3 protein-coding genes are annotated in these 20,665 nt (G+C 73.6%); all 3 read left to right on the forward strand.

From position 1 onward, the window contains the following. Positions 1–3 precede the first annotated feature (3 nt). The 3 genes from L6E12_RS05565 to L6E12_RS05575 are packed head-to-tail and all read left to right on the forward strand — an operon-like array spanning position 4 to position 20,665. Positions 4–7,266, forward strand: a complete 7,263-nt coding sequence (locus L6E12_RS05565; RefSeq protein ID WP_236226796.1) for an SDR family NAD(P)-dependent oxidoreductase — start codon at positions 4–6, stop codon at positions 7,264–7,266. Then, positions 7,263–14,822: an SDR family NAD(P)-dependent oxidoreductase gene (locus tag L6E12_RS05570; RefSeq protein ID WP_236226797.1), complete on the forward strand. Its 7,560-nt coding sequence runs from the start codon at positions 7,263–7,265 to the stop codon at positions 14,820–14,822. The genes L6E12_RS05565 and L6E12_RS05570 overlap by 4 nt, the downstream gene beginning before the upstream one ends. Further along, positions 14,819–20,665: a beta-ketoacyl synthase N-terminal-like domain-containing protein gene (locus tag L6E12_RS05575; protein ID WP_236226798.1), complete on the forward strand. Its 5,847-nt coding sequence runs from the start codon at positions 14,819–14,821 to the stop codon at positions 20,663–20,665. Before L6E12_RS05570 ends, L6E12_RS05575 begins: the two co-directional genes overlap by 4 nt.

Below are 20,665 nucleotides of genomic sequence, written 5' to 3' on the forward strand. Positions count from 1 at the left end.
CACATGCGGGTGCGTGAGCTGCTGCTCGACCTGCGCTCCGGCGGGATCGGGGTCGAGGAGGCGAAGGCGGTGCTGGCGGTCGGACCCGTCGAGGCGACCGCTCCGGCCGCGGCGGAACCCCTCGGGAGCACGCCGGAACCGATCGCGATCATCGGCATGGCAGGCCGTTACCCCGGCGCGGGCGACCTGGACGCCTTCTGGGCCAACCTCCGCGACGGGCGCGATTCGGTGGTGGAGGTCCCCGCGGGCCGGTGGGGCGTCGCCGCCCACGACGCCCCGCGGCCCCCGGACCACCGCCGCCGGGTGGGAGCGCTGAGCGGGGTCGACCTGTTCGACGCGGACTTCTTCGGGATTCGCGCCGAGGACGCCCACGCGATGGACCCGCAGCAGCGGCTGTTCCTCCAGGAGGCGTACCGGGCGTTCGAGGACGCGGGTTACGGCCCGGACGTGCTGGACGGACGTTCCTGCGGCGTCTACCTCGGTATCGCCGCCCAGGAGTACGGCGCGGAGCTGACCGACCGGCAACCCACCGCGGCGCACGTGACCGGGACCAGCGCGGCCGTCGCGGCGGCCCGGATCGCCTACCACCTCAACCTCCTCGGGCCTGCGCTGGCAGTCGACACCGCGTGCACGTCGTCGTTGGTCGCGGTGCACCTGGCCTGCCAGGCGCTGCGGGCCTGCGAGGTCGACCTGGCGCTGACCGGCGGCGTCAGCCTCTACCTGGGTTCCGAGCGCCACCTGACGATGAGCGCCGCGGGCATGCTGTCCCCGACCGGGCGCTGCCGCCCGTTCGACGACGGCGCCGACGGGTTCGTGCCCGGCGAGGGCGTCGGCGCACTGGTGCTCAAGCGCCTGTCCGACGCCGAGCGCGACGGCGACGCCGTCCACGGGGTCGTCCTCGCTTCGGGCGTCAACCAGAACGGCAGCACCAACGGCCTCACCTCGCCGAGCAAGCGTCGCCAGACCGCCCTGCTGCGGCAGGTGTACCGGCGGCACGGTGTGGACCCGGCGAGCATCGGCTACGTGGAGGCGCACGCCACCGGGACCCTCCTCGGCGACTGCATCGAACACGATGCGCTCGCCGCGGTGTTCCGGGAAGCGGGCGTACCCGTGGGTGGCTGCGCGGTTGGCTCGGTCAAGGGCAACATCGGCCACGCCACCGCCGCCGCGGGTGTGGCGGCGGTGCACAAGGCCCTGCTGTGCCTGCGCCACGGCGAGCTGGTGCCGACACCGCACTTCGAGAAGCCGAACCGCCACCTCGACCTCGCGGCTTCGCCCTTCACCGTGACGACGCGCACCACGCCCTGGCGGGCGCCTGCGGGCGGGCGTCGCCGGGTCGCCGTCGGCGGGCTGGGTTTCAGCGGCAGCAACGCGCACCTGGTAGTGGAGGAACACCGCGCGCCCGCGACCCCGGTGGAACCCGACCAGCCGCGGCTGTTCGTGCTCTCCGCCGCCGACGCCGACCGTTTGGACCGCGCCATTTCGCGGCTGGCCGACTTCCTGCGCGCAGAGCCGGGAGTGGATCTGGCGTCGGTGGCGCACACCCTGCAGGTCGGGCGCGCGGCGCTGCCGGAGCGGGCGGCGTTCGTCGCGGCGACGCGGGATGAGTTGCTCGGGGCGCTGACCGCACGGCGTTCGGCACCCGCGGGCGCGGTGCCCGCCGCAGCGGAGCTGCGCGCCCTGCTGGCCGCCGGTTCGCTGGACCGGGTGGCGCGGGCCTGGGTCGGTGGTGCCGACCTGTCGCCCGAGGACTGGGCGGTGACCCACGCCGGACGGCCACCTCGCCGGGTGCACCTGCCGTCCGACCCGTTCGCCGCGCGCAGGTACTGGTGGACCGAGCTGCCCCCGCGGGCGGTCGTCCCCGGTCCGGTGGGGCTGCCCACCGGAGACCGCGCGGCAGTGGCGGGAGCGGGAGTGGCGGGGCCCGCCATCGAGTACCGGGCCGATGACCCCTTCGTGCGCGAGCACGTGGTGCACGGCGTGCCCGCGCTGATCGGCATGGTGTACGCGAGCCTGGCCGTCGACTGGTACTCGACGTCCTTCCCGGGCGCGGCCGGGGTCGAGGTGCGCAGGCTGCGGTTCCTCAAGCCGCTCACCGTCGGCCCGGACGAGGTGGTCGAGGTGCGGGTCGAGCCTGCCGACACCGGCTTCCGGGTGAGCCACCGCGACGGCGGGGACTGGAGCCCGGTCGCCGACGGCGCCATCCGCGAGGGCACGCCCGTGGCCCGAGAGATCCCGCAGGCCGGTGCGATCACCGCGGTGGACACCGTCGCCGTCTACGCGCGCAACCCGGCCGTCGCCGTCGGACCCACCTATCGGACCTTCACCGAGCTGTCCGCGGGCCCGGACCTGGTCCTCGCCACGGTCGACGCGACCGCGGCGGTCCGGCGCGATCCGCGGCACCACCTGCTCCACCCGCTGCTGACCTACAGCGCGTTCCAGGCGGCCCTGCTGTTCCTGGCGGCGGGCGAGGCGTTCCTGCCGCTGGCGATCGACGAGCTGCGAGTGGCGCGCGACGTGCCCGACGGCCCAGTGCGGCTGGCGGTCGTGCTGCGCAGGCGCGGCGACGAGGTGGTGGTGTTCGACGCCGACCTCGCCGACGAGCACGGGAGGGTGTTCGCGACGTTGACCGGGTGCTCGTTGAAGCGGGTTCGCGCGCGGCGGGCGGAGCCGCGGGAGGGCGCGCGGGACCTGGTGACCGGCAAGGTCGCCGCGCTGCTCGGTGTCGCCGAGGACGAGGTGGACCCCGGGGTGAACCTCATGGACATGGGCGCGACCTCTGCGCAGCTCGTCGCGCTGACCGATGACCTCGGGCGGGAAACCGGCTTGGAGTTGAGCCCGGCCCTGCTGTTCGAGTACCCGAACGTCCAGGCGCTGGCCGACCACCTGCACCGCGACCACGGGCTCGCGCCCGCCCGGCAGCCGTCCCGGGAGCCGCGGCCCGCCCGCACGGCCCCGGTCGACGGGTCACCGGCCGACGACCACGACATCGCCATCATCGGCGTGCACGCCGCCGTTCCCGGAGCGGCCGACCTCGACGAGTTCTGGCGCAACCTCCTCGCGGGCCGCAGCGCCGTCACCGAGGTACCGCTCGACCACTGGGACGTCCGGCCGTGGTACGACCCGCAACCAGGCGCGGTGGACAAGACCTGCTGCAAGTGGGGCGGTTTCCTGCCCGACGTGGCCGCGTTCGACGCCGGGTTCTTCCACGTCTCACCGCGCGAGGCCGAGTGGATGGACCCGCAACTGCGGCTGGTGTTGCAGAGCGCCTACGCGGCGGCGGAGGACGCGGGCGTGGCAGGCCGCCTGCGCGGCAGCGACACCGCGGTCTTCGTCGGTGTGTGCTGCCACGACTACCTCGACCGCGTCAACGAGTTGGGCGGCCCGGTCGAGCCGTACGCGGGACTGGGCAACAACCACACGGTGCTGGCCAACCGCATCTCCTTCGCGCTGGACCTGCGCGGCCCGAGCGAAGCGGTCGACACGGCCTGCTCCTCGTCGTTGGTGGCGCTGCACCGGGCGTGCGGCGCGCTGCGTGCGGGCGAGGCGGGGATGGCGATCGTCGGTGGGGTGAACCTGCTCCTGTCGTCCCACCACTACCGGTTCTTCAGCGGGGTCGGCGCGTTGTCGCCGACCGGCGGCTGCCACACGTTCGACGAGTCGGCCGACGGGTACGTCCCGGGTGAGTTCGTCGGCAGCGTGGTGCTCAAGCCGCTGCGGCGAGCCGAGGTCGACGGTGACCGCATCCACGCGGTGATCAAGGGATCGGCGGCGCTGCACGGTGGGTACACGGCCTCGTTCACCGCGCCCAGCGTCCCCGGCGAGGAGAACGTCATCCTGCGGGCGTGGCGGGACGCGGCCGTCGACCCCGCGACCATCACCTACGTCGAAGCCCACGGCACCGGCACCAGGCTCGGCGACCCGATCGAAGTCAAGGCGCTGGCGGGCGCGTTCGCCCGGCACACCGACCGCGAGGGCTTCTGCGCCCTGGGTTCGGTGAAGACCGCCGTGGGTCACACCGAGGGCGCCGCGGGCCTGGCGAGCCTGGTGCGCGTCCTGCTCCAGTTCCGCCACCGCGCCATCCCGCCCGCACCGCTGCCGACGGGCCGCAACCGGCTGATCCGGCTGGAGGGCACCGCGCTGCGGCTCGACGGCTCCGCCCGCGAGTGGACGACCCCGGACGGCGTCCCGCGGCGCGCGGGCATCAGCTCGTTCGGCATCTCCGGGGCGTACGCGCATGTGGTGGTGGAGGAGTACCGGCACGGGGCGGCCCCGGCGCACGACGGCGCACCCGTGCCGATCCTGCTGTCCGCGCGCGACGGGGACCGCTTGCGTGAGCGGGCGGCCCAGCTTGCCGACGCGCTGGGCGCGTTCGGGGACGGGGACCTGGCCGACATCGCGCACACGCTCGCCACCGGCCGCGAGGGGATGCGCGAACGCCTGGGCGTGGTGGTCGGTTCGGTGGCCGAACTCGCCGGAGTGCTGCGGGCCGTGGCGGCGGGCGAGTTCCCGCAAGGGGTGCACCACGGCGCCGCGCGCGTCACGGCGGACGCCGTGGCGACTGCCCCGCCGGGCGCCGTGGCTCCCGGCGCCGACGCACTCGACCTCGCCCTCGCCGCCTGGGTCACCGGTGCGGAGTGGACCGTGCCGTCCACGGGGCGGATCGTGTCGCTGCCGACCTACCCGTTCGCCCAGGAGCGCTACTGGCTGCCAGAGCCGGTCGAACGACCGGGGCGGGCACCCGGCGCCGCGGTGACCGCCCCGGCCGCGCGGCACCCCCTGCTGACCGTCGACCAGCCGGTCGAGCGGGTCGGCGACGAGGTCCGCGTGCGGACCTCGTTCACCGGGGAGGAGTTCTTCCTCACCGACCACCGGGTGGCGGGCAGGCCCGTGCTGCCGGGCGCCGCGCACCTGGAACTGGTCCGGGCGGCGGTGTCGCGCGCCTGGCCCGGCTACGGCGGTCCCGCAGGCCACGTGCGGCTGTCGGAGGTGGTCTGGCCCGCTCCGCTGGACGTGGGCGACAGCCCGGTCGCCGTCGAGGTCGTCATGACCCGGCGGGGTGACGAGGTGGCGTTCGAGGTGCGTGTCGGCGACACGACCTGCTGCCGGGGTGCGGCGCACCCCACGGCCGGTGACGACGGCACACCGGTGGACGTCGCGGCGGTGTCCGCGGCCTGCGACCGGCTCGTGCTGCCCGCCGACGCCTGCTACCGGGTCTTCGACGCGGCGGGAGTGGACTACGGGCCCACGTTCCGCTGCCTGCGGCGCATCGCGGTCGGGACGGGGGAGGTGCTGGCGGAACTGGCGCTCCCCGCGGGCACCCCCGGGCCGGACGAAGGTCTCACCCTGCACCCCGGGCTGTTGGACTCGGCGTTGCAGGCCACCGTCGGGTTGCTCCCCGACCTGTCCGAACCGCTCCTGCCGTTCGCCGTGGACGCGGTGGACGTCCTCGGTCCCTGCACCGGCTCGATGTGGGCGTGGGTGCGCGACGCGGGCGGGGGCGGCGGGGTGCGCCTGTTCGACGTGGACCTGTGCGACGCGGGCGGCGAGGTGCGCGTGCGGGTTCGGGGCATCTCGGCGCGAGCCGCGCGAACCGATCACGAGGAGATGACGACAATGCTGGCGGTGCCCGTGTGGGACATCGTCCGACCGTCCGCCGACCCGGTGGTCGAGTCGGGGCCGACGGTGGTCCTGGGCGGTGACGCGACGGCCCGCGTGCGGCTGGCCCGCGCATTCCCCGGTGCCCGACTGCTCGACCTGTCGGGGTGCCGGGTGGTCGAGGACCTGCGCGCGCTGCTCGCCGCGCACCCCGACGTCGACCACGTGGTGTGGTCGACGCCCGCCACCGGAACGTGGCCGCCCGCCGAGGACTCCGGGCCGAACGGGGTGCTCCAGTTGTTCCAACTGGTCAAGGCACTGCTGGCGCTCGGCCACGGCGACCGGGCGCTGCGCTTGACCGCCGTGACCGCCCAGGCGGTGTCGACCGGTCGGCACGACCCCGTCGTCCCCACCCACGCCGGGATCCACGGCTTGGCGGCATCGGTGGCCGCGGAGCACCCGGACTGGGACGTCCGCGTCGTGGACCTGCCGATCGGCGAACCGTGGCCGGTCGAGCAGTTGCGCGCGGCACCCGCGGGCGGTCTGGTGCACGTCTGGCGATCCGGTCAGTGGCGGCGGCGCAAGCTCGTCCCGGCGCGGTCGCGGTCGGGCCGCAGGCCCACCGGTTACCGGCACGGCGCCCTGTACGTCGTCATCGGCGGCGCGGGCGGCATCGGGCAGGCGTGGACGGAGTATGTGGCACACGCCTATGGCGCCCGCGTGGTCTGGATCGGCAGGCGGGAGCGCGATGCCCGCATCGATGAGGCGATCGACCGGGTGGCCCGATTCGGGCCTGCGCCGTACTACCTGCGGGCAGACGCCCGGGACGAGCGGCAACTGCGACGCGCCCTGGCGGCCGTGCACGCCCGGTTCGGGGAGGTGAACGGCGTCGTGCACGCGGCCATCGCACTTCGCGACCGGACCGTCGCGGAGATGTCGGAGGAGCGGTTCCTGGAGGCGTACTCGACCAAGTTCGACGTGGCCGCGGCCCTGGGGGCTGTGTTCGCCGGGGAACCGCTCGACTTCGCGCTGTTCTTCTCCTCGGTGGTGTCGCACCTGACCGCGCCCGGCCAGGCGAACTACGCCGCGGGGTGCACGGCCAAGGACGCGGTGGCCGAGCGGCTGGCCCGCGACTGGGCGTGCCCGGTCAAGGTCGTGCACTGGGGTTACTGGGGCGGTGTCGGGGTGGTCGCCACATCCCGCTACCAGGAGCGGATGGCCCGCGCGGGCATCGGCTCGGTCGAGCCGGACGAGGCCATGGCCGCACTGGAACTGCTGCTGCGCTCACCGGTCGACCGGCTCGCGGTGGTCCGCGCGTTCCCGTCCGCGGTGCCGTTCATCGACCGCTCCGAAGAGGTGGTGCTGGATGCGCCCGCTTGGGCCGGGCGCGTTCCGGGCGACGTGCCTGCCCTGCTGGACGAGCTGCGGGACCTGGCCAACGAGCAGGTGGGCGGCAAGATCCGGTCATCGGACGAGGTGCGGCAGCTCAGCGACTACGGGTTGGCGCCTGCGGACCTGGCCGAGCTGGCCCGTCGGGTCGGGGACAGGTACCGGGTGAACCTGGCGCAAGCGGTGTTCATCGACCACCCGACGCTGCCCGACCTGGCCCGCCACCTGGTGGGCGCGCTCGGCGGGCGGGCGGAGGACGACGGGGGAGGGCGGCGGTGACCGAGAACGAGTTGCAACGGGTCGAGAACCTGCTGGTGCGGCTGCTGGCCGACCGGCTGCGGACGATGGGCGCCCGGTTGTCGGGGAGCCCGGGAGTGGATCAGGTGATGGCCGAGACCGGCATCGCGGAGGAGCACCGGGAGTGGCTCCGGGAAACCCTGCGCGTGCTGGCGGCGGGTCCGCCACCGGACCCGGACCCGACCGCGTGGGCCGACTGGGAGGCGGGCGTGGTCCGGTGGCGGTCGGAGCCGGGGGTGCGGGCGAAGGTGGCGCTGCTCGACCGCGCGCTGCGTGGGCTGCCCGCCGTCCTGACCGGCGCGCAGCCCGCGGTGGAGGTGCTGTTCCCCGACTCCTCGATGGACCTGGTCGAGGGCGTGTACCGGGACGACCCCGCGGCGGACGCCGGTCGGACCGCCCTCGCCGCGCAGGTGGCGGCCGAGCTGACCGCGCGGGCGGGACGCGAGCCGGAGCTGCGGGTGCTGGAGGTCGGCGCGGGCACCGGGGCGACGACCGACGCGGTGCTGGCGGCACTGGCGCCCCTGCGGGACCGCGTCGTCGAGTACGCGTACACGGACGTGTCGCATGCCTTCCTCCGCCATGCCGAGCGCCGGTTCCAACCGGGTTTCCCGGCGCTGAGCCGCCTGTTGTTCGATGTGGAGCGCCCGCCCGCCGAACAGGGGTTGGTGGAAGGCGGTTACGACGTGGTCGTGGCGGCCAACGTCCTGCACACCACCAGGTCGATCCGGGAAGCCCTGCGCAATGTCAAGGCGCTGCTCAAGCCCGACGGCGTGCTGCTGGCCAACGAGCTGGTGGGCGGGTCGCTGTTCGCGCACCTGACGTTCGGCCTGCTGGAGGGCTGGTGGCGGGCCGAGGACGTCGAACTGCGCCTGCCCGGCGGTCCGGCGCTGGCACCGGCGACGTGGGCGCGCGTGCTGGACGAGGAGGGACTGCGCCCGTTGGCACTGCCCGAGGTGCCCGGCGCGGAGCCGGGACAGCGACTCCTCGGCGGCCGCGGCGACGGCGTGGTCCGCCGTGCGGTGCGGCCGGTGGTGCGGCCCGGTCCGCCCGGTGCGCACGCCGTCGTCGTGCCCGTGCGGGCGGGCGACCTGGTCGACGGTTGCGCGGCGTACCTCACGGGGCTCGTGGCGGACGCGCTCAAAATGCCCGCGGACCGGATCCGGCCGGACGAGCCGCTGCACACCTACGGCTTGGACTCGTTGCTCGTGGTGCAGCTTACCGCTGAGCTGCGCCGGGGGCTGGGCAAGGTGAGCGGCACGGTGTTCTTCGAGCACCCGACGATCGCCGAGCTGGCCGCGCATCTCACCCGCACCAATCCGGCCGAGCTGGCGGCGCTGACAGCGGTCTCGGAGACCGCGGCGACGTCGACCGAGCCGGGGACGGCGGCGTCGGCGGGTGTCTCGGCGCACCCACCGGTGCGGTCGGCGCCTGCCGAACCGCGGACCGCGGCCCACCCGGTGACTTCGACAGCTCCGGCACCGCGCTTCCCGGTCGCGGTCATCGGCCTGGCCGGGCGGTATCCGGGCGCGGCCGACGTGGACGAGTTCTGGGCCAACCTGCGCGCAGGCCGCAACTGCGTCACCGAGATCCCGTCCCAGCGCTGGGACTGGCGGGCACACCACAGCGCGGGCCCGCTCGAACCCGGCGCCGTCCACACCAGGTGGGGCGGGTTCCTCGACGACGTCGACGCGTTCGACCCCCTGTTCTTCCGCGTTTCCCCGGCCGAGGCGGAGACGGTGGACCCGCAGGAGCGGCTGTTCCTGCAAACCGCGTACGCCGCCGTGGAGGACGCCGGGCACACACCGCGGTCGCTGTCGCCCGACCGGCGGGTCGGCGTGTTCGTCGGCGTGATGAACGGCAACTACCCGACCGGCGCGCACCACTGGTCGGTCGCCAACCGGGTGTCGTACTCGCTGGACCTGACCGGGCCGAGCATGGCGGTGGACACGGCTTGCTCGGCGTCGCTGACCGCGATCCACCTCGCGATCCAGAGCCTCGCCTCGGGCGAGTGCGACACCGCGATCGCGGGCGGTGTGAACCTGATCGTCGACCCGGTGCACTACCAGCGGTTGTCCTCACTGGCCATGCTGGCGGCCGACGACCGCTGCAAGGCGTTCGGCGAGGGCGCCGACGGGTTCGTGGACGGTGAGGGCGTCGGCGCCGTCGTGCTCAAGCCGCTGACCGCCGCGCTGGCCGACGGCGACCACGTCCACGGCGTCATCACCGGCAGCCGGGTCAACTCGGGAGGCCGCACCGGCGGCTACACCGTGCCCAACCCGAAAGCCCAGGCGCGGCTCGTCGCCGAGGTCCTGGAGCTGGCGGGGCGCGATGCGCGCTCGGTCAGCTACGTCGAGGCGCACGGCACCGGCACCGCGCTGGGTGATCCCATCGAGATCGCGGCGTTGACCAGCGCGTTCCGCCTGGACACCGCTGACACCGGGTTCTGCGCGATCGGCTCGGTGAAGACCAACATCGGGCACGGGGAGAGCGCCGCGGGCATCGCCGGGCTGACCAAGGTCCTGCTACAGATGCGGCACGGCGAACTGGTGCCGTCCCTGCACGCCGAGCGGACGAACCCGGAGATCGACTTCCCGGCGACCCCGTTCCGCCTCCAGCGCGAGGTGGCCCCGTGGGAACGGCCGAGGACGGTGGTCAACGGCCGCACCGCCGAGGCGGTCCGCGTGGCGGGCGTCTCGTCCTTCGGCGCGGGTGGCTCGAACGCGCACCTCGTGGTGGAGGAGCACCGCCCGACCCCGACCCGGCTCGGCACCGGACCCGCGCTGGTCGTGCTGTCGGCCCGCACCGTCGAGCGGCTGCGGCAGCGCGCCGTCGCGCTGCGCCGTGTGGTCGGGAGCGCGGGCGACCTGCACGACATCGCCTACACGCTCCAGGTGGGCCGCGAGCCGATGGAGGCCAGGGTCGCGTTCGTGGTCCGCTCGACGGCGGACCTGGGCCGCGCGCTCGACTGCTACCTGTCGGGTGGGGTGGATCCGGGGCGTCACGAGGGGCGGGCGGACCGGGGCGGTGGAACGGGGTGCTCCATCAGTGGTGGCACCTCCCGTGCCGAGGTGGAGGGGTGGTTGCGGAACGGGCAGTTGGCCGCGGTCGCCGACGCGTGGGTGCGCGGCGAGGAGGTCGACTGGAACTCCGGCGACGTGGCGGGTCGCCGCCGCGTGCCGCTGCCCACCTACCCGTTCGCGAAGCAGCGGTTCTGGCTGACGCGGTCCGAGGCCGCGGCCCTGGGGCTCGCCGTGCCCGCGGGACCGGCCGACCGCACCACCGCACCTGCCGGAGCTCCCGATCCGGCTCCGGTGCCGGTCGGTGACCGGGTGGCGCGTCCGGTCGGGGCCACCGCCCAGGGGTCGGCGTCGGACACCGAACCGGCCACGCCGACCGCACACGCGACCCCTCCGACGACCGCACCGACACAGGGGGATGCCCTCCTGCTCGTGCGGCGGTGGTCTGAACGCCCGGTGGGCCCCGGCCGTCGCCTCGACGGGTTCAGCAGGCACGTGGTGCTGCTGTGCGGTGATTGGCCCGCCGACACCGGGAGCCTGCTCGCCGAACGATCCGTCCCCGGCGGCCCGCCACTGGAGGCCGTGGTGCTCGGCTCCACCGAGCCCGCCCACGACCGCCGGTTCACCGACCACGCCGTGCAGCTGATCGCTGAGCTGTCGGAGTTGCTGCGCGGCGGTATCACCGGTCGCACCCTGGTCCAGCTGCTCCTGCCCGCGGAGGGCGCCGACGAGGAGCTGTCCGGCGCACTGCGCACCGCGACCCTGGAACACCCGCGCCTGGTGACCCAGCTGATCGTGGCCTGCTCCGAGGTCGGCAGACCCGCCGAGCTGGCCCTGGAGAACGGCGCCAGCCCCGACGACTTCCACGTGCGCTACTCGAACGGCCGCCGCCTGGTCGCCGAGCACGTGCCCGTCAACGAGCCGACCGCCGGGTCGACACCCACCGCGCGGTGGCGCGACGGTGGCGTCTACCTGGTCACCGGCGGTGCGGGCGGACTGGGCGCGCTCGTCGCTGTCGACATCGCCCGCCGCGTGCGCAGACCTACCCTGGTGCTCGTCGGCCGGTCGGCACCCGACGCGCGGACCCGTGCGGCGGTCGCGGCGGTCGAGGTCGCGGGCGCGACCGCCGAGTACCACGCGGTCGACATCGTGGACCCCGCGGCGGTGGGCGCGCTGGTGGCGGACCTGGGGAGCCGCCATGGCGGCCTGACCGGGATCGTGCACTGCGCGGGCGTGCTGGCCGACGGGTTCATGTTGCGCAAGCACGCGGCGGACGTGCGGCGGGTGCTCGCGCCGAAGGTCACCGGGCTGGTCAACCTCGACCTGGCCACGAAGGACGTGGCACTGGACCTGGTGGTGCTGTTCTCATCGGCCTCGGCTGCCCTCGGCAACGCGGGCCAGGCGGACTACGCCGCCGCCAACGGGTTCCTCGGCTTCTACGCCGGGTACCGGAACCGGCTGGCGGTGTCCGGGGAACGGCACGGTCGAGCGGTGGCGATCGACTGGCCGCTGTGGCGGGACGGCGGCATGGCGGTGGACGAGGTCACCGAGCGGGGTTTCGAGGCGACCGGCGTTGTCGCCCTGGAGGCGGAAGCCGGGTTGGGAACCCTCGACCGGGTGCTGGCGACCGGTGCAGACCGCGTGGTCGTCCTGCCGGGTGATCGGGAGAAGATCATGGCACGCTTGCGGCCCCGCATCGGCCCGACGGGAGCTCGCGCCAACACCGGCCCCGACCCGGACGTGGTGCGAGACCGGGTGGTCGACCGGCTGGTGGCCCAGCTGGGTGCGATCACCAAGCTCAGCCCGGAGGAGATCGACCCCGCTGAGCCGCTGGAGCTGTACGGCATCAACTCCGTGATGATCACCCGCTGGAACGGGGTGCTGGGGGAGGTGTTCACCGAGTTGCCCAAGACCCTGTTCTTCGAGCAGCGCAGCATCGCGGAGGCGGCGGACTACCTGCTCGCGGAGCACGAGGGGGAGTGCTCGACCTGGGTGGGCACTCCCACCGCCGCACCGCCGGAGCGACCGGTGCACCAGGAGCGACTCGTGATCCCGGACCGTTCCGCCGCACCCGGTGTCGGCACGGCTCGAACGGCGCGGACCGACCGCGAACCCATCGCGATCGTCGGCATGGCGGGCCGGTACCCGATGGCCGATGACCTGGACGCGTACTGGGAGAACCTCGTCAACGGCAGGGACTGCATCTCCGAGATCCCGCGCGAGCGGTGGCCGTTGGAGGACTTCTACCACCCCGACGCGAACGAGGCCGTCGCACGCGGTGCGAGCTACAGCAAGTGGGGCGGGTTCGTGGACAGCTTCGCGGAGTTCGACCCGCTGTTCTTCCACATGTCGCCGCGCGAAGTGGCCACGATGGACCCGCAGGAGCGGCTGTTCATCGCCACCTGTTGGGAGGCCATGGAGGACGCCGGGTACACCAAGGACGAGTTCGCCCGCCGCCACCGCGGCGAAGTCGGTGTGTTCGCGGGCGTCACCAAGACCGGTTTCAACCTCTACGGGCCGGAGCTGCGCGGCGCGGGCAGGCGCGGTGAGCCGCACACGTCCTTCGCTTCCGCCGCGAACCGGGTCTCCTACCTGCTCGACCTGCGCGGGCCGAGCATGCCGGTGGACACGATGTGCTCGTCGTCCCTGGTCGCCGTGCACGAGGCGTGCGAGCACATCCTGAGCGGCGAGTGCTCCATGGCGTTCGCGGGCGGGGTGAACCTGTACCTGCACCCGTCCAACTACGTCGGCATGTGTGCGCACCGGATGCTGTCGGTGGACGGCCGGTGCAAGAGCTTCGGGAGCTCGGCCAACGGCTACGTGCCCGGCGAGGGTGTCGGCGTCGTGCTGCTCAAGCGCCTGGCCGACGCGCTGGCCGACGGTGACCACGTGTACGCGGTGATCAAGGGGACCAGCGTGAACCACGGCGGCCACACCCACGGCTACACGGTGCCCAACCCCGTCGCGCAGCGCGACCTCATCCGCCGCACCCTGGACAAGGCCGGTGTGGACGCCCGCTCGGTCACCTGCATCGAGGCGCACGGCACCGGCACGGACCTCGGCGACCCGATCGAGATCAGCGGTCTGACCCAGGCGTTCCGCGCCGACACGGCGGACAACGGCTTCTGCGCCATCGGGTCGGTGAAGTCGAACATCGGGCACCTGGAGGCCGCCGCGGGCATAGCCGGGCTGATGAAGGTGGTCCTCCAGATGCGCCACGGTGTGCTCGTGCCGAGCCTGCATTCGACCACCACCAACCCCAACATACGGTTCGAGCAGACGCCGTTCACCGTGCAGGGTGAGTCGGCGCCGTGGGTTCGGCCGACCGTCGAGCGGGACGGCGGTCCGGTGACCGCGCCGCGCGTGGCGGGGGTGTCGTCGTTCGGGGCGGGCGGTGTCAATGCGCACGTCCTGGTCGAGGAGCACGTGCCGGTCCACGAACCGGTCGACTCGGATGTGCCCGCCCTGGTGGTGCTGTCAGCGCGCACCGGGAAGCAGCTGGAGTCCGTGGCGGCCAGGTTGCTCGCCGCGGTGGAGAACGGCGGTATCACCGACGTCAACCTGGCTTCCGCCGCCTACACGCTCCAGGTCGGCCGCGAGCCGATGGGTGAGCGGCTGGCCGTGGCCGTCTCGGACACGGCCGAGCTGGCGGACGTGCTGCGCGCCGTGGCCGCGGGCCGCGACGCGGCGGTGCACCGGGGTGCGGTGAAGTCGGGCAGGTCGGTGCTGGCCCTGCTCGCCGACGGTGACGCGGGCCCGTCGATCCCGACCCTGTTCGCCGAGCAGAAGTACGACTCGGTACTGGCGCTGTGGGTCATGGGTGCCCCGGTGGACTGGCACCTGCTGCACGGCGAACGCCCGCCGAGGCGCCTGAGCCTGCCGACCTACCCGTTCGCGCGTGAGCGCTATTGGGTGCGCGACGAGAACGGCGCGCTGATCACCGGCGCCGCGCCCGCTCCCGTACCGGACGCGCAGGCCCCCGCACCCGCCGCGCCCGTCACCGGGACGTCGGAGGCCGCGCGCCCGCGGTCCGGGACACCGGTGCGGGATGTCGGGGTGCCCGGTCGAGATCCCGTGACCGCAGTCGCATCGCCGCGGCTGCCCACGGCCCCGATCGCGGAACCCGCACCGCCCCCGGCGGCGAGGCCGTCGACGGCGCAGCTAGGGGAGGAGCTGGTCGACAGCCTCTCCGACATCCTCTCCATCCGCAGGGAGGAGATCGATCGCGACGAGACCTTCGTCAACCTCGGGCTGGACTCGATCATCGGCGTCGAGTGGGTCCAGTGGCTCAACGGCCGGTACGGGCTGGATCTCACGGCGTCGAAGATCTACAGCCACCCGACGGTCCGCGAGTTCGCGATCTTCCTGGGGGAAGAGGTGAACCGCACGGCACCGGCGCCGCGGGTGACCGGGGAGGACGACGCGCTGCGGACGCTGATCGAGCAGGTGCGACGAGGTGACGTGGACGTGGACCAGGCCGACAGCGTGTTCCGGCGACTCGGAGTCGGGGGGAATCGGTGAACCCGAGAGACGTGTTCGCGGCGTTGGGCGCAGGTGAGATCGACGCCGAGGAGGCGGAGCGCAGGCTCGCCGCCCTGATCACCACCTCGCCCCCTCCGGGTGGGGAGTCGGCGCGGACCGCGCCGACGCCCGCCGCGCGGGCAGCCGCGTCACCACCCGGCACGCCGACACCGGCGGCCGATGTCGCAGCCTTCGCGGCACCCGTCTCCGGTGGTCGGCAGGCGGGTCCGATCGTGCTGCGCCCACCGGACGCGGTGGCCCGCACCCGGACCACCGCCCCGGCGGCAGCCCGGGTCCGGCTCACCGACCCGGCCGACGTGCCCGCGATCCGACCGGCAGGCGAACCGCCCGACGAGCGGGTCGTGCGGTGGCACGAGGTGCAGCCCGGCGTCGCACTGGTGGTCATGGCCGACCGCGAGCACAAGAACACCTTCTCGGACGCGCTGGTCTCCGGTCTGGGCGCCGCGTTCCGGGAGATCGCCGCCGACGAGAACCTGCGCGTGGTCGTGCTCACCGGGTACGACCGGTACTTCGCCTCCGGCGGTACGAAGGAGGGTTTGCTGGCCATCCAGGAGGGCCGGGTCAAGTTCACCGACATCGATGTCTACACCCTGGCGCTCGACTGCGAGCTGCCGGTGATCGCGGCGATGCAGGGGCACGCCGTCGGTGCGGGCTGGGCCATGGGCATGTTCTGCGACTTCGTGGTGTTCAGCGCGGACAGCTACTACGCCAGCAATTACATCGAGTACGGCTTCACCCCCGGCGCGGGAGCGACGCAGGTCTTCCCGGAGCGGTTGGGCGCGGAGCTCGCGCGGGAGATCCTGTTCACCGGCCGCCGCTTCCGGGGCGCCGAGTTGGCGGAGCGCGGCGTGCCGTTCCCGGTGGTGCCGCGCGGCGAGGTGCTGCCGACCGCGTTGGCGCGCGCAGGCGAACTGGCCCGTTCGCCGCGCGCGGCCCTGATCGGACTGAAGAACCTGCTCTCGGTCGAGGTGCGCGAGCGGGTGTCCACCACGTTCGACCGCGAGTTGCGCATGCACGAGCAGACCTTCGTCGCCAACGCGGAGGTGCGGGAACGCATCGACACCCGCTTCCTCGGCGCCGCACCCGTCGACCCGCCCCCGCCCCGGACCGACCGCGGGGAACCCGTGGACGGGCGCGCGCCGTCGCGACCGAGCTGGGACACGCCCATCGCGGTCATCGGCATGGCCGGTCGGTTCCCGATGGCCGACGACGTGGACGCCTTCTGGGACAACCTCGCCGCGGGCCGCGACTGCGTCTCCGAGGTGCCCCCGTCCCGCTGGCCGGTCGACGCCTTCTTCGACGAAGACCCCAGGACGCCCGGCCGCACCTACAGCCGCTGGATGGGCGTGCTGGACGGTGCGGACTCGTTCGACCCGCTGTTCTTCAACATCTCCCCGGCCGAGGCCGAGCAGATGGACCCGCAGCAGCGGGTGTTCCTGTCCGCCGCCTGGCACTGCATCGAAGACGCCGCCATCGCGCCGTCCACGCTCTCCGACAGCCGGTGCGGCGTGTTCGTCGGCTGTGGACCGGGCGACTACGGTCAGTTCCTCATGGACCACGGCGAGAGCGCGCAGGGCTTCACCGGGGCCGCCTGCTCGATCCTCAGCTCCCGCATCTCCTACTTCCTCAACCTCAAGGGCCCCTGCCTGGCCATCGACACCTCCTGCTCGTCGTCGGCCGTTGCGATCGCCGAGGCCTGCGACAGCCTCGTGCTCGGCACCAGCGACACGGCCCTCGCGGGTGGGGTGTGCGTGTTGTCGGGGCCGTCCACGCACCTGATGACCAGTCGGGCACGGATGTTGTCCAAGGACGGGCGGTGCCGGACGTTCGACGACGCCGCCGACGGGTTCGTCCCGGGCGAGGGCGTCGGGGTGGTGCTGCTCAAGCGCCTGGACGACGCCGTGCGCGACGGCGACCCGATCCGAGGCGTCATCCGGGGTTGGGGGGTCAACCAGGACGGCCGCACCAACGGCATCACCGCACCGAACGGCGCGTCCCAGACGCGGTTGGAACGCGAGGTCTACGAACGGTTCGGCGTCGACCCGAACACCATCACCATGGTGGAGGCGCACGGCACGGCCACCAGGCTGGGCGACCCCATCGAGTTCGACGCGTTGGTCGACGCGTTCCGCGGCCACACCGACCGGACCGGCTACTGCGCGCTCGGCTCGGTCAAGAGCAACATCGGTCACCTGCTCTCCGCTGCGGGAGTCGCAGGCGTGATCAAGGTGTTGCTGTCCCTGCGGCACCGGATGATCCCGCCCACCATCAACGTCAGCCGGGTCAACGAGCACATCCGGACCGACGGCACGCCGTTCCGGGTCAACACCCGGCTCCGGCCGTGGGAGGCTCCCGACGGGGTCCCGCGCCGGGCGACGGTCAGCTCGTTCGGATTCAGCGGCACGAACGCGCACCTGGTGTTCGAGGAGTACGAGCCCGCCGTCGAGGTGGGCTCGCCGACCGCGCCGACCGCGCCCGCTGTCGTCGTGCTGTCCGCGCAGAACGAGGAGCGCTTGCGCCGGGGTGCGGCTCGCCTGAAGGAGCTGCTTGAGCACTCCGACGGCCTCGACCTCGCAGACGTCGCCCACACGCTCCAGGTGGGGCGGGACGCGATGGCGTTCCGGCTGGCCGCGGTCGTGGGGTCGCGGGCGGAGGCGGTGGACGCGCTGGCCGGGTACCTCGCCGGGGCGGACGGTGCTTGCCGCACCGGGCACGTGCGCTCGCGCCACCCCGACCCGGCCGTGGCGGCGCCCGCGGGGGCGGGGCCGGTCGAGGTGGCGTGGCACGCGGTGGACGAGTGGCTGGCGGGGCGGGCTCCGGACTGGTGCCGCCTGGCAGGCGAGGCGAAGCCGCAACGCCTGAACCTGCCGGGCTACCCGTTCGCGGACGAGCGGTACTGGTTGCCCGCCTTCCGCGATTCCTTCGGCACGGGAACCGCGGTCGACGAGCGGGCGCGCCCATCCGCGCCCGTCGTCGAGAACGGCGTGGCGCCCCGGCAGGCGGCGACCGCCGCGCAGGCCCCGGTCGCCCCACCACACCCGGTCGCCTCAGCGAGGTCGACGGAGCAGGCGCTGGACCTGCTGGTCGGCGAGCTGTCACGCCTGCTGCGCATCCCGCCGTCCCGGCTCGACGCCGACACCGCCTTCGCCGACATCGGCGTCGACTCCCTGGTCGTGGTGCGGTTGGTGGAGAGCCTGTCCGAGGTCCTCGGAGACATCCCCCCGGAGACCTTCTTCCGCCACAGGACAGTCGGTGCGCTGGCCGACCACCTCGGCCGGGAGCACCGGGCGGCGCGACCTCGCGCGCAGTTCGCCGCGACGTCATCGCCACCAGCCGCGCCGCCCTGGGACGCCGAGCCCCACCACGAACCGGCCCGGCGCGGGGACGTGGCCGTCATCGGTGTCAGTGGTCGCTACCCGAAGGCCGACACCCTCGCGGAGTTCTGGACCAACCTGGAGTTCGCCCGCGACTGCGTCGTCGGCATCCCACCGGACCGCTGGTCCGTGGACCCGGCCCCCGTGGCCGGAGCGCGCAAGGCGGATGGCGCGTACTGCCGGTGGGGCGGCTTCCTGACCGACGTCGACCGCTTCGACGCCCCGTACTTCAAGGTCTCACCGCGCGAGGCGAAGTTCATGGACCCGCAGGAGCGGCTGTTCCTGGAGACCGCGGCGGCCTGCTTCCAGGACGCCGGGTACTCGCGGGCGCGGTTGGACGACCCCGGCGCCGCCGATGGGCGGGCCTCGGTCGGCGTCTTCGTCGGCGCCACCTACAACAACTACCAACTGCACCAGTACGCGGCAGGCGGCGGGGGACCGGTCAACTCGCAGATGTTCTCGATCGCCAACCGGGTGTCCTACTCGTTCAACCTGCGCGGGCCCAGCATGTGCGTGGACACCGCCTGCTCGTCGTCGCTGCTGGCGCTGCACCTGGCGGTGGAGAGCGTGCGGCGTGGTGAGTCCGCGATGGCGCTGGCGGGTGGGGTGAACCTGTCGCTGCACCCGAGCAAGTACCTCTCGCTGTGCGCCGCGCAGTTCCTGTCCAGCGACGGGTACTGCCGGACCTTCGGCGAGGGTGGCGACGGGTACGTGCCCGGTGAGGGTGTGGGCGCTGTCCTGCTCAAGCCGCTGCACCTGGCGGAAGCCGACGGCGACCACATCCACGGGGTCATCCGCGGCACCGCCACGAACAACGACGGCCGGACTTTCGGCTACAGCGTGCCCAACCCGGCGGCGCAGGCGGAGGTGGTCCGGGAGGCGCTGGACCGGGCCGGGGTCGACGCGCGGACGATCAGTTACGTCGAGGCGCACGGCACCGGCACCAAGCTGGGCGACCCGATCGAGATCAGCGGCCTGACCGAAGCGTTCCGCCACGACACCGCGGACGTCGGGTTCACCGCGATCGGCTCGGTCAAGGCCAACATCGGGCACCTGGAGGCCGCGGCGGGCATCGCCGCGCTCACCAAGGTGCTGCTCCAGATGCGGCACCGGGTGCTGGCTGCGTCGCCGACCCACACCGAGCAGCTCAACCCCGCGATCGACTTCGCGTCCACACCGTTCCGCGTGCAGCGGGTGACGGGCCCGTGGACCCGCCCCGTGGTGTCCGTCGACGGGCGTGACACCGTCGTGCCGAGGCGGGCGGGCATCAGTTCCTTCGGCGCGGGCGGCGTCAACGTGCACGTGATCGTGGAGGAGCACCAGCCCCCGGTGTCCGCCCCCGCCGACGGAGGTCCGGTGGTCATCGCGCTCTCGGCGCGCGAACCGGACCGCCTGACCGCCGCCGCGAGCGCCCTGCGCGAGCACTTGGCCTCCACTGTCTTCCCGCCGTCGCCCGCGGACTTGGCGCACACCCTGCTGCGGGGGCGGGACGAGCACCCGAGCAGGCTGGCCTTCGTGGCGCGGAGCCGGGACGAGGTGCTGCGCGGGCTGGACGCGTTCCTCACTGGCGCCACGGCGGGCACGCCGACCCCGCACACCGGGGCGGTCGAGCCGACGGGCGAGCCGCCCGCACCACCGGAGCCGGGGGCGGGACTGGAGGAGTTGGTCGCGGCGTGGGTACGCGGCGCGCGCGTCGTGCTGCCCGATCCACCCGGCGCGCGGACGACGCCCCTGCCCACCTACCCCTTCGCCGGTGGCCGCTACTGGCCCGGGTCGCCCGTGAACGGGGTGGTCCCGGAACCGCGACCGACCACCGACCAGGTGCTCCGGCCCGTCCAGGTGGACGACCGCCCGACCGTGTCGACGTCGGCGGGTGGCCGGACTCCGATCACCACCCGCACCGGGGGCGACACACATCGGTCGGTTCCCGTGCCGGGTGGTCGAACCGCCGAGGACCTCTCCGGCCGGGTTCGGCCGGAGCGCCCACCGACACGCGTACCCGCCGCGAGCCCGCTGCTGAGGGCGTTGGCCGACGTCGTCGTCGACGAACGCGCCGAGGTGCTGGGGCGGTTCCTCCAGGAACGGGTTGCGGAGCTGCTGGAGTACCCGTCCGAGGAGCTGCCCGACTCGCGGCAGGGGTTCTTCGACCTGGGCATGGAATCGGTGATGGTGGAGAAGTTCCGCCGGGCGATCGAGGGCGAGCTCGACATCGAGGTCGCGGACACCGCGATCTTCGACCACCCGACGGTCGAGGACCTGACCGCGCACCTGCTCGACCTGGTGGCGTGGGACGCGCTGGACGGGCAGGTGCCGATCGAGCAGGTGCCGGTCCCGTCGCCGCCCGTCGGACCGGTGCCCGCCGGAGCGGGAGCGCACACCGGCTCGGGGTTGACCCGTGTCGCGACCGAATTGCGCGAGCTGCTGGTGCGGCTCGGCGAGATCAGCTAG

Source organism: Actinokineospora sp. PR83, assembly GCF_021056305.1.
Lineage (GTDB): Bacteria > Actinomycetota > Actinomycetes > Mycobacteriales > Pseudonocardiaceae > Actinokineospora > Actinokineospora spheciospongiae.

Bases quoted from the DNA above. Each gene is read 5' to 3' on its own strand.
- L6E12_RS05565 (WP_236226796.1), top strand. From the start codon at position 4: ATGCGGGTGCGTGAGCTGCTGCTCGACCTGCGCTCCGGCGGGATCGGG.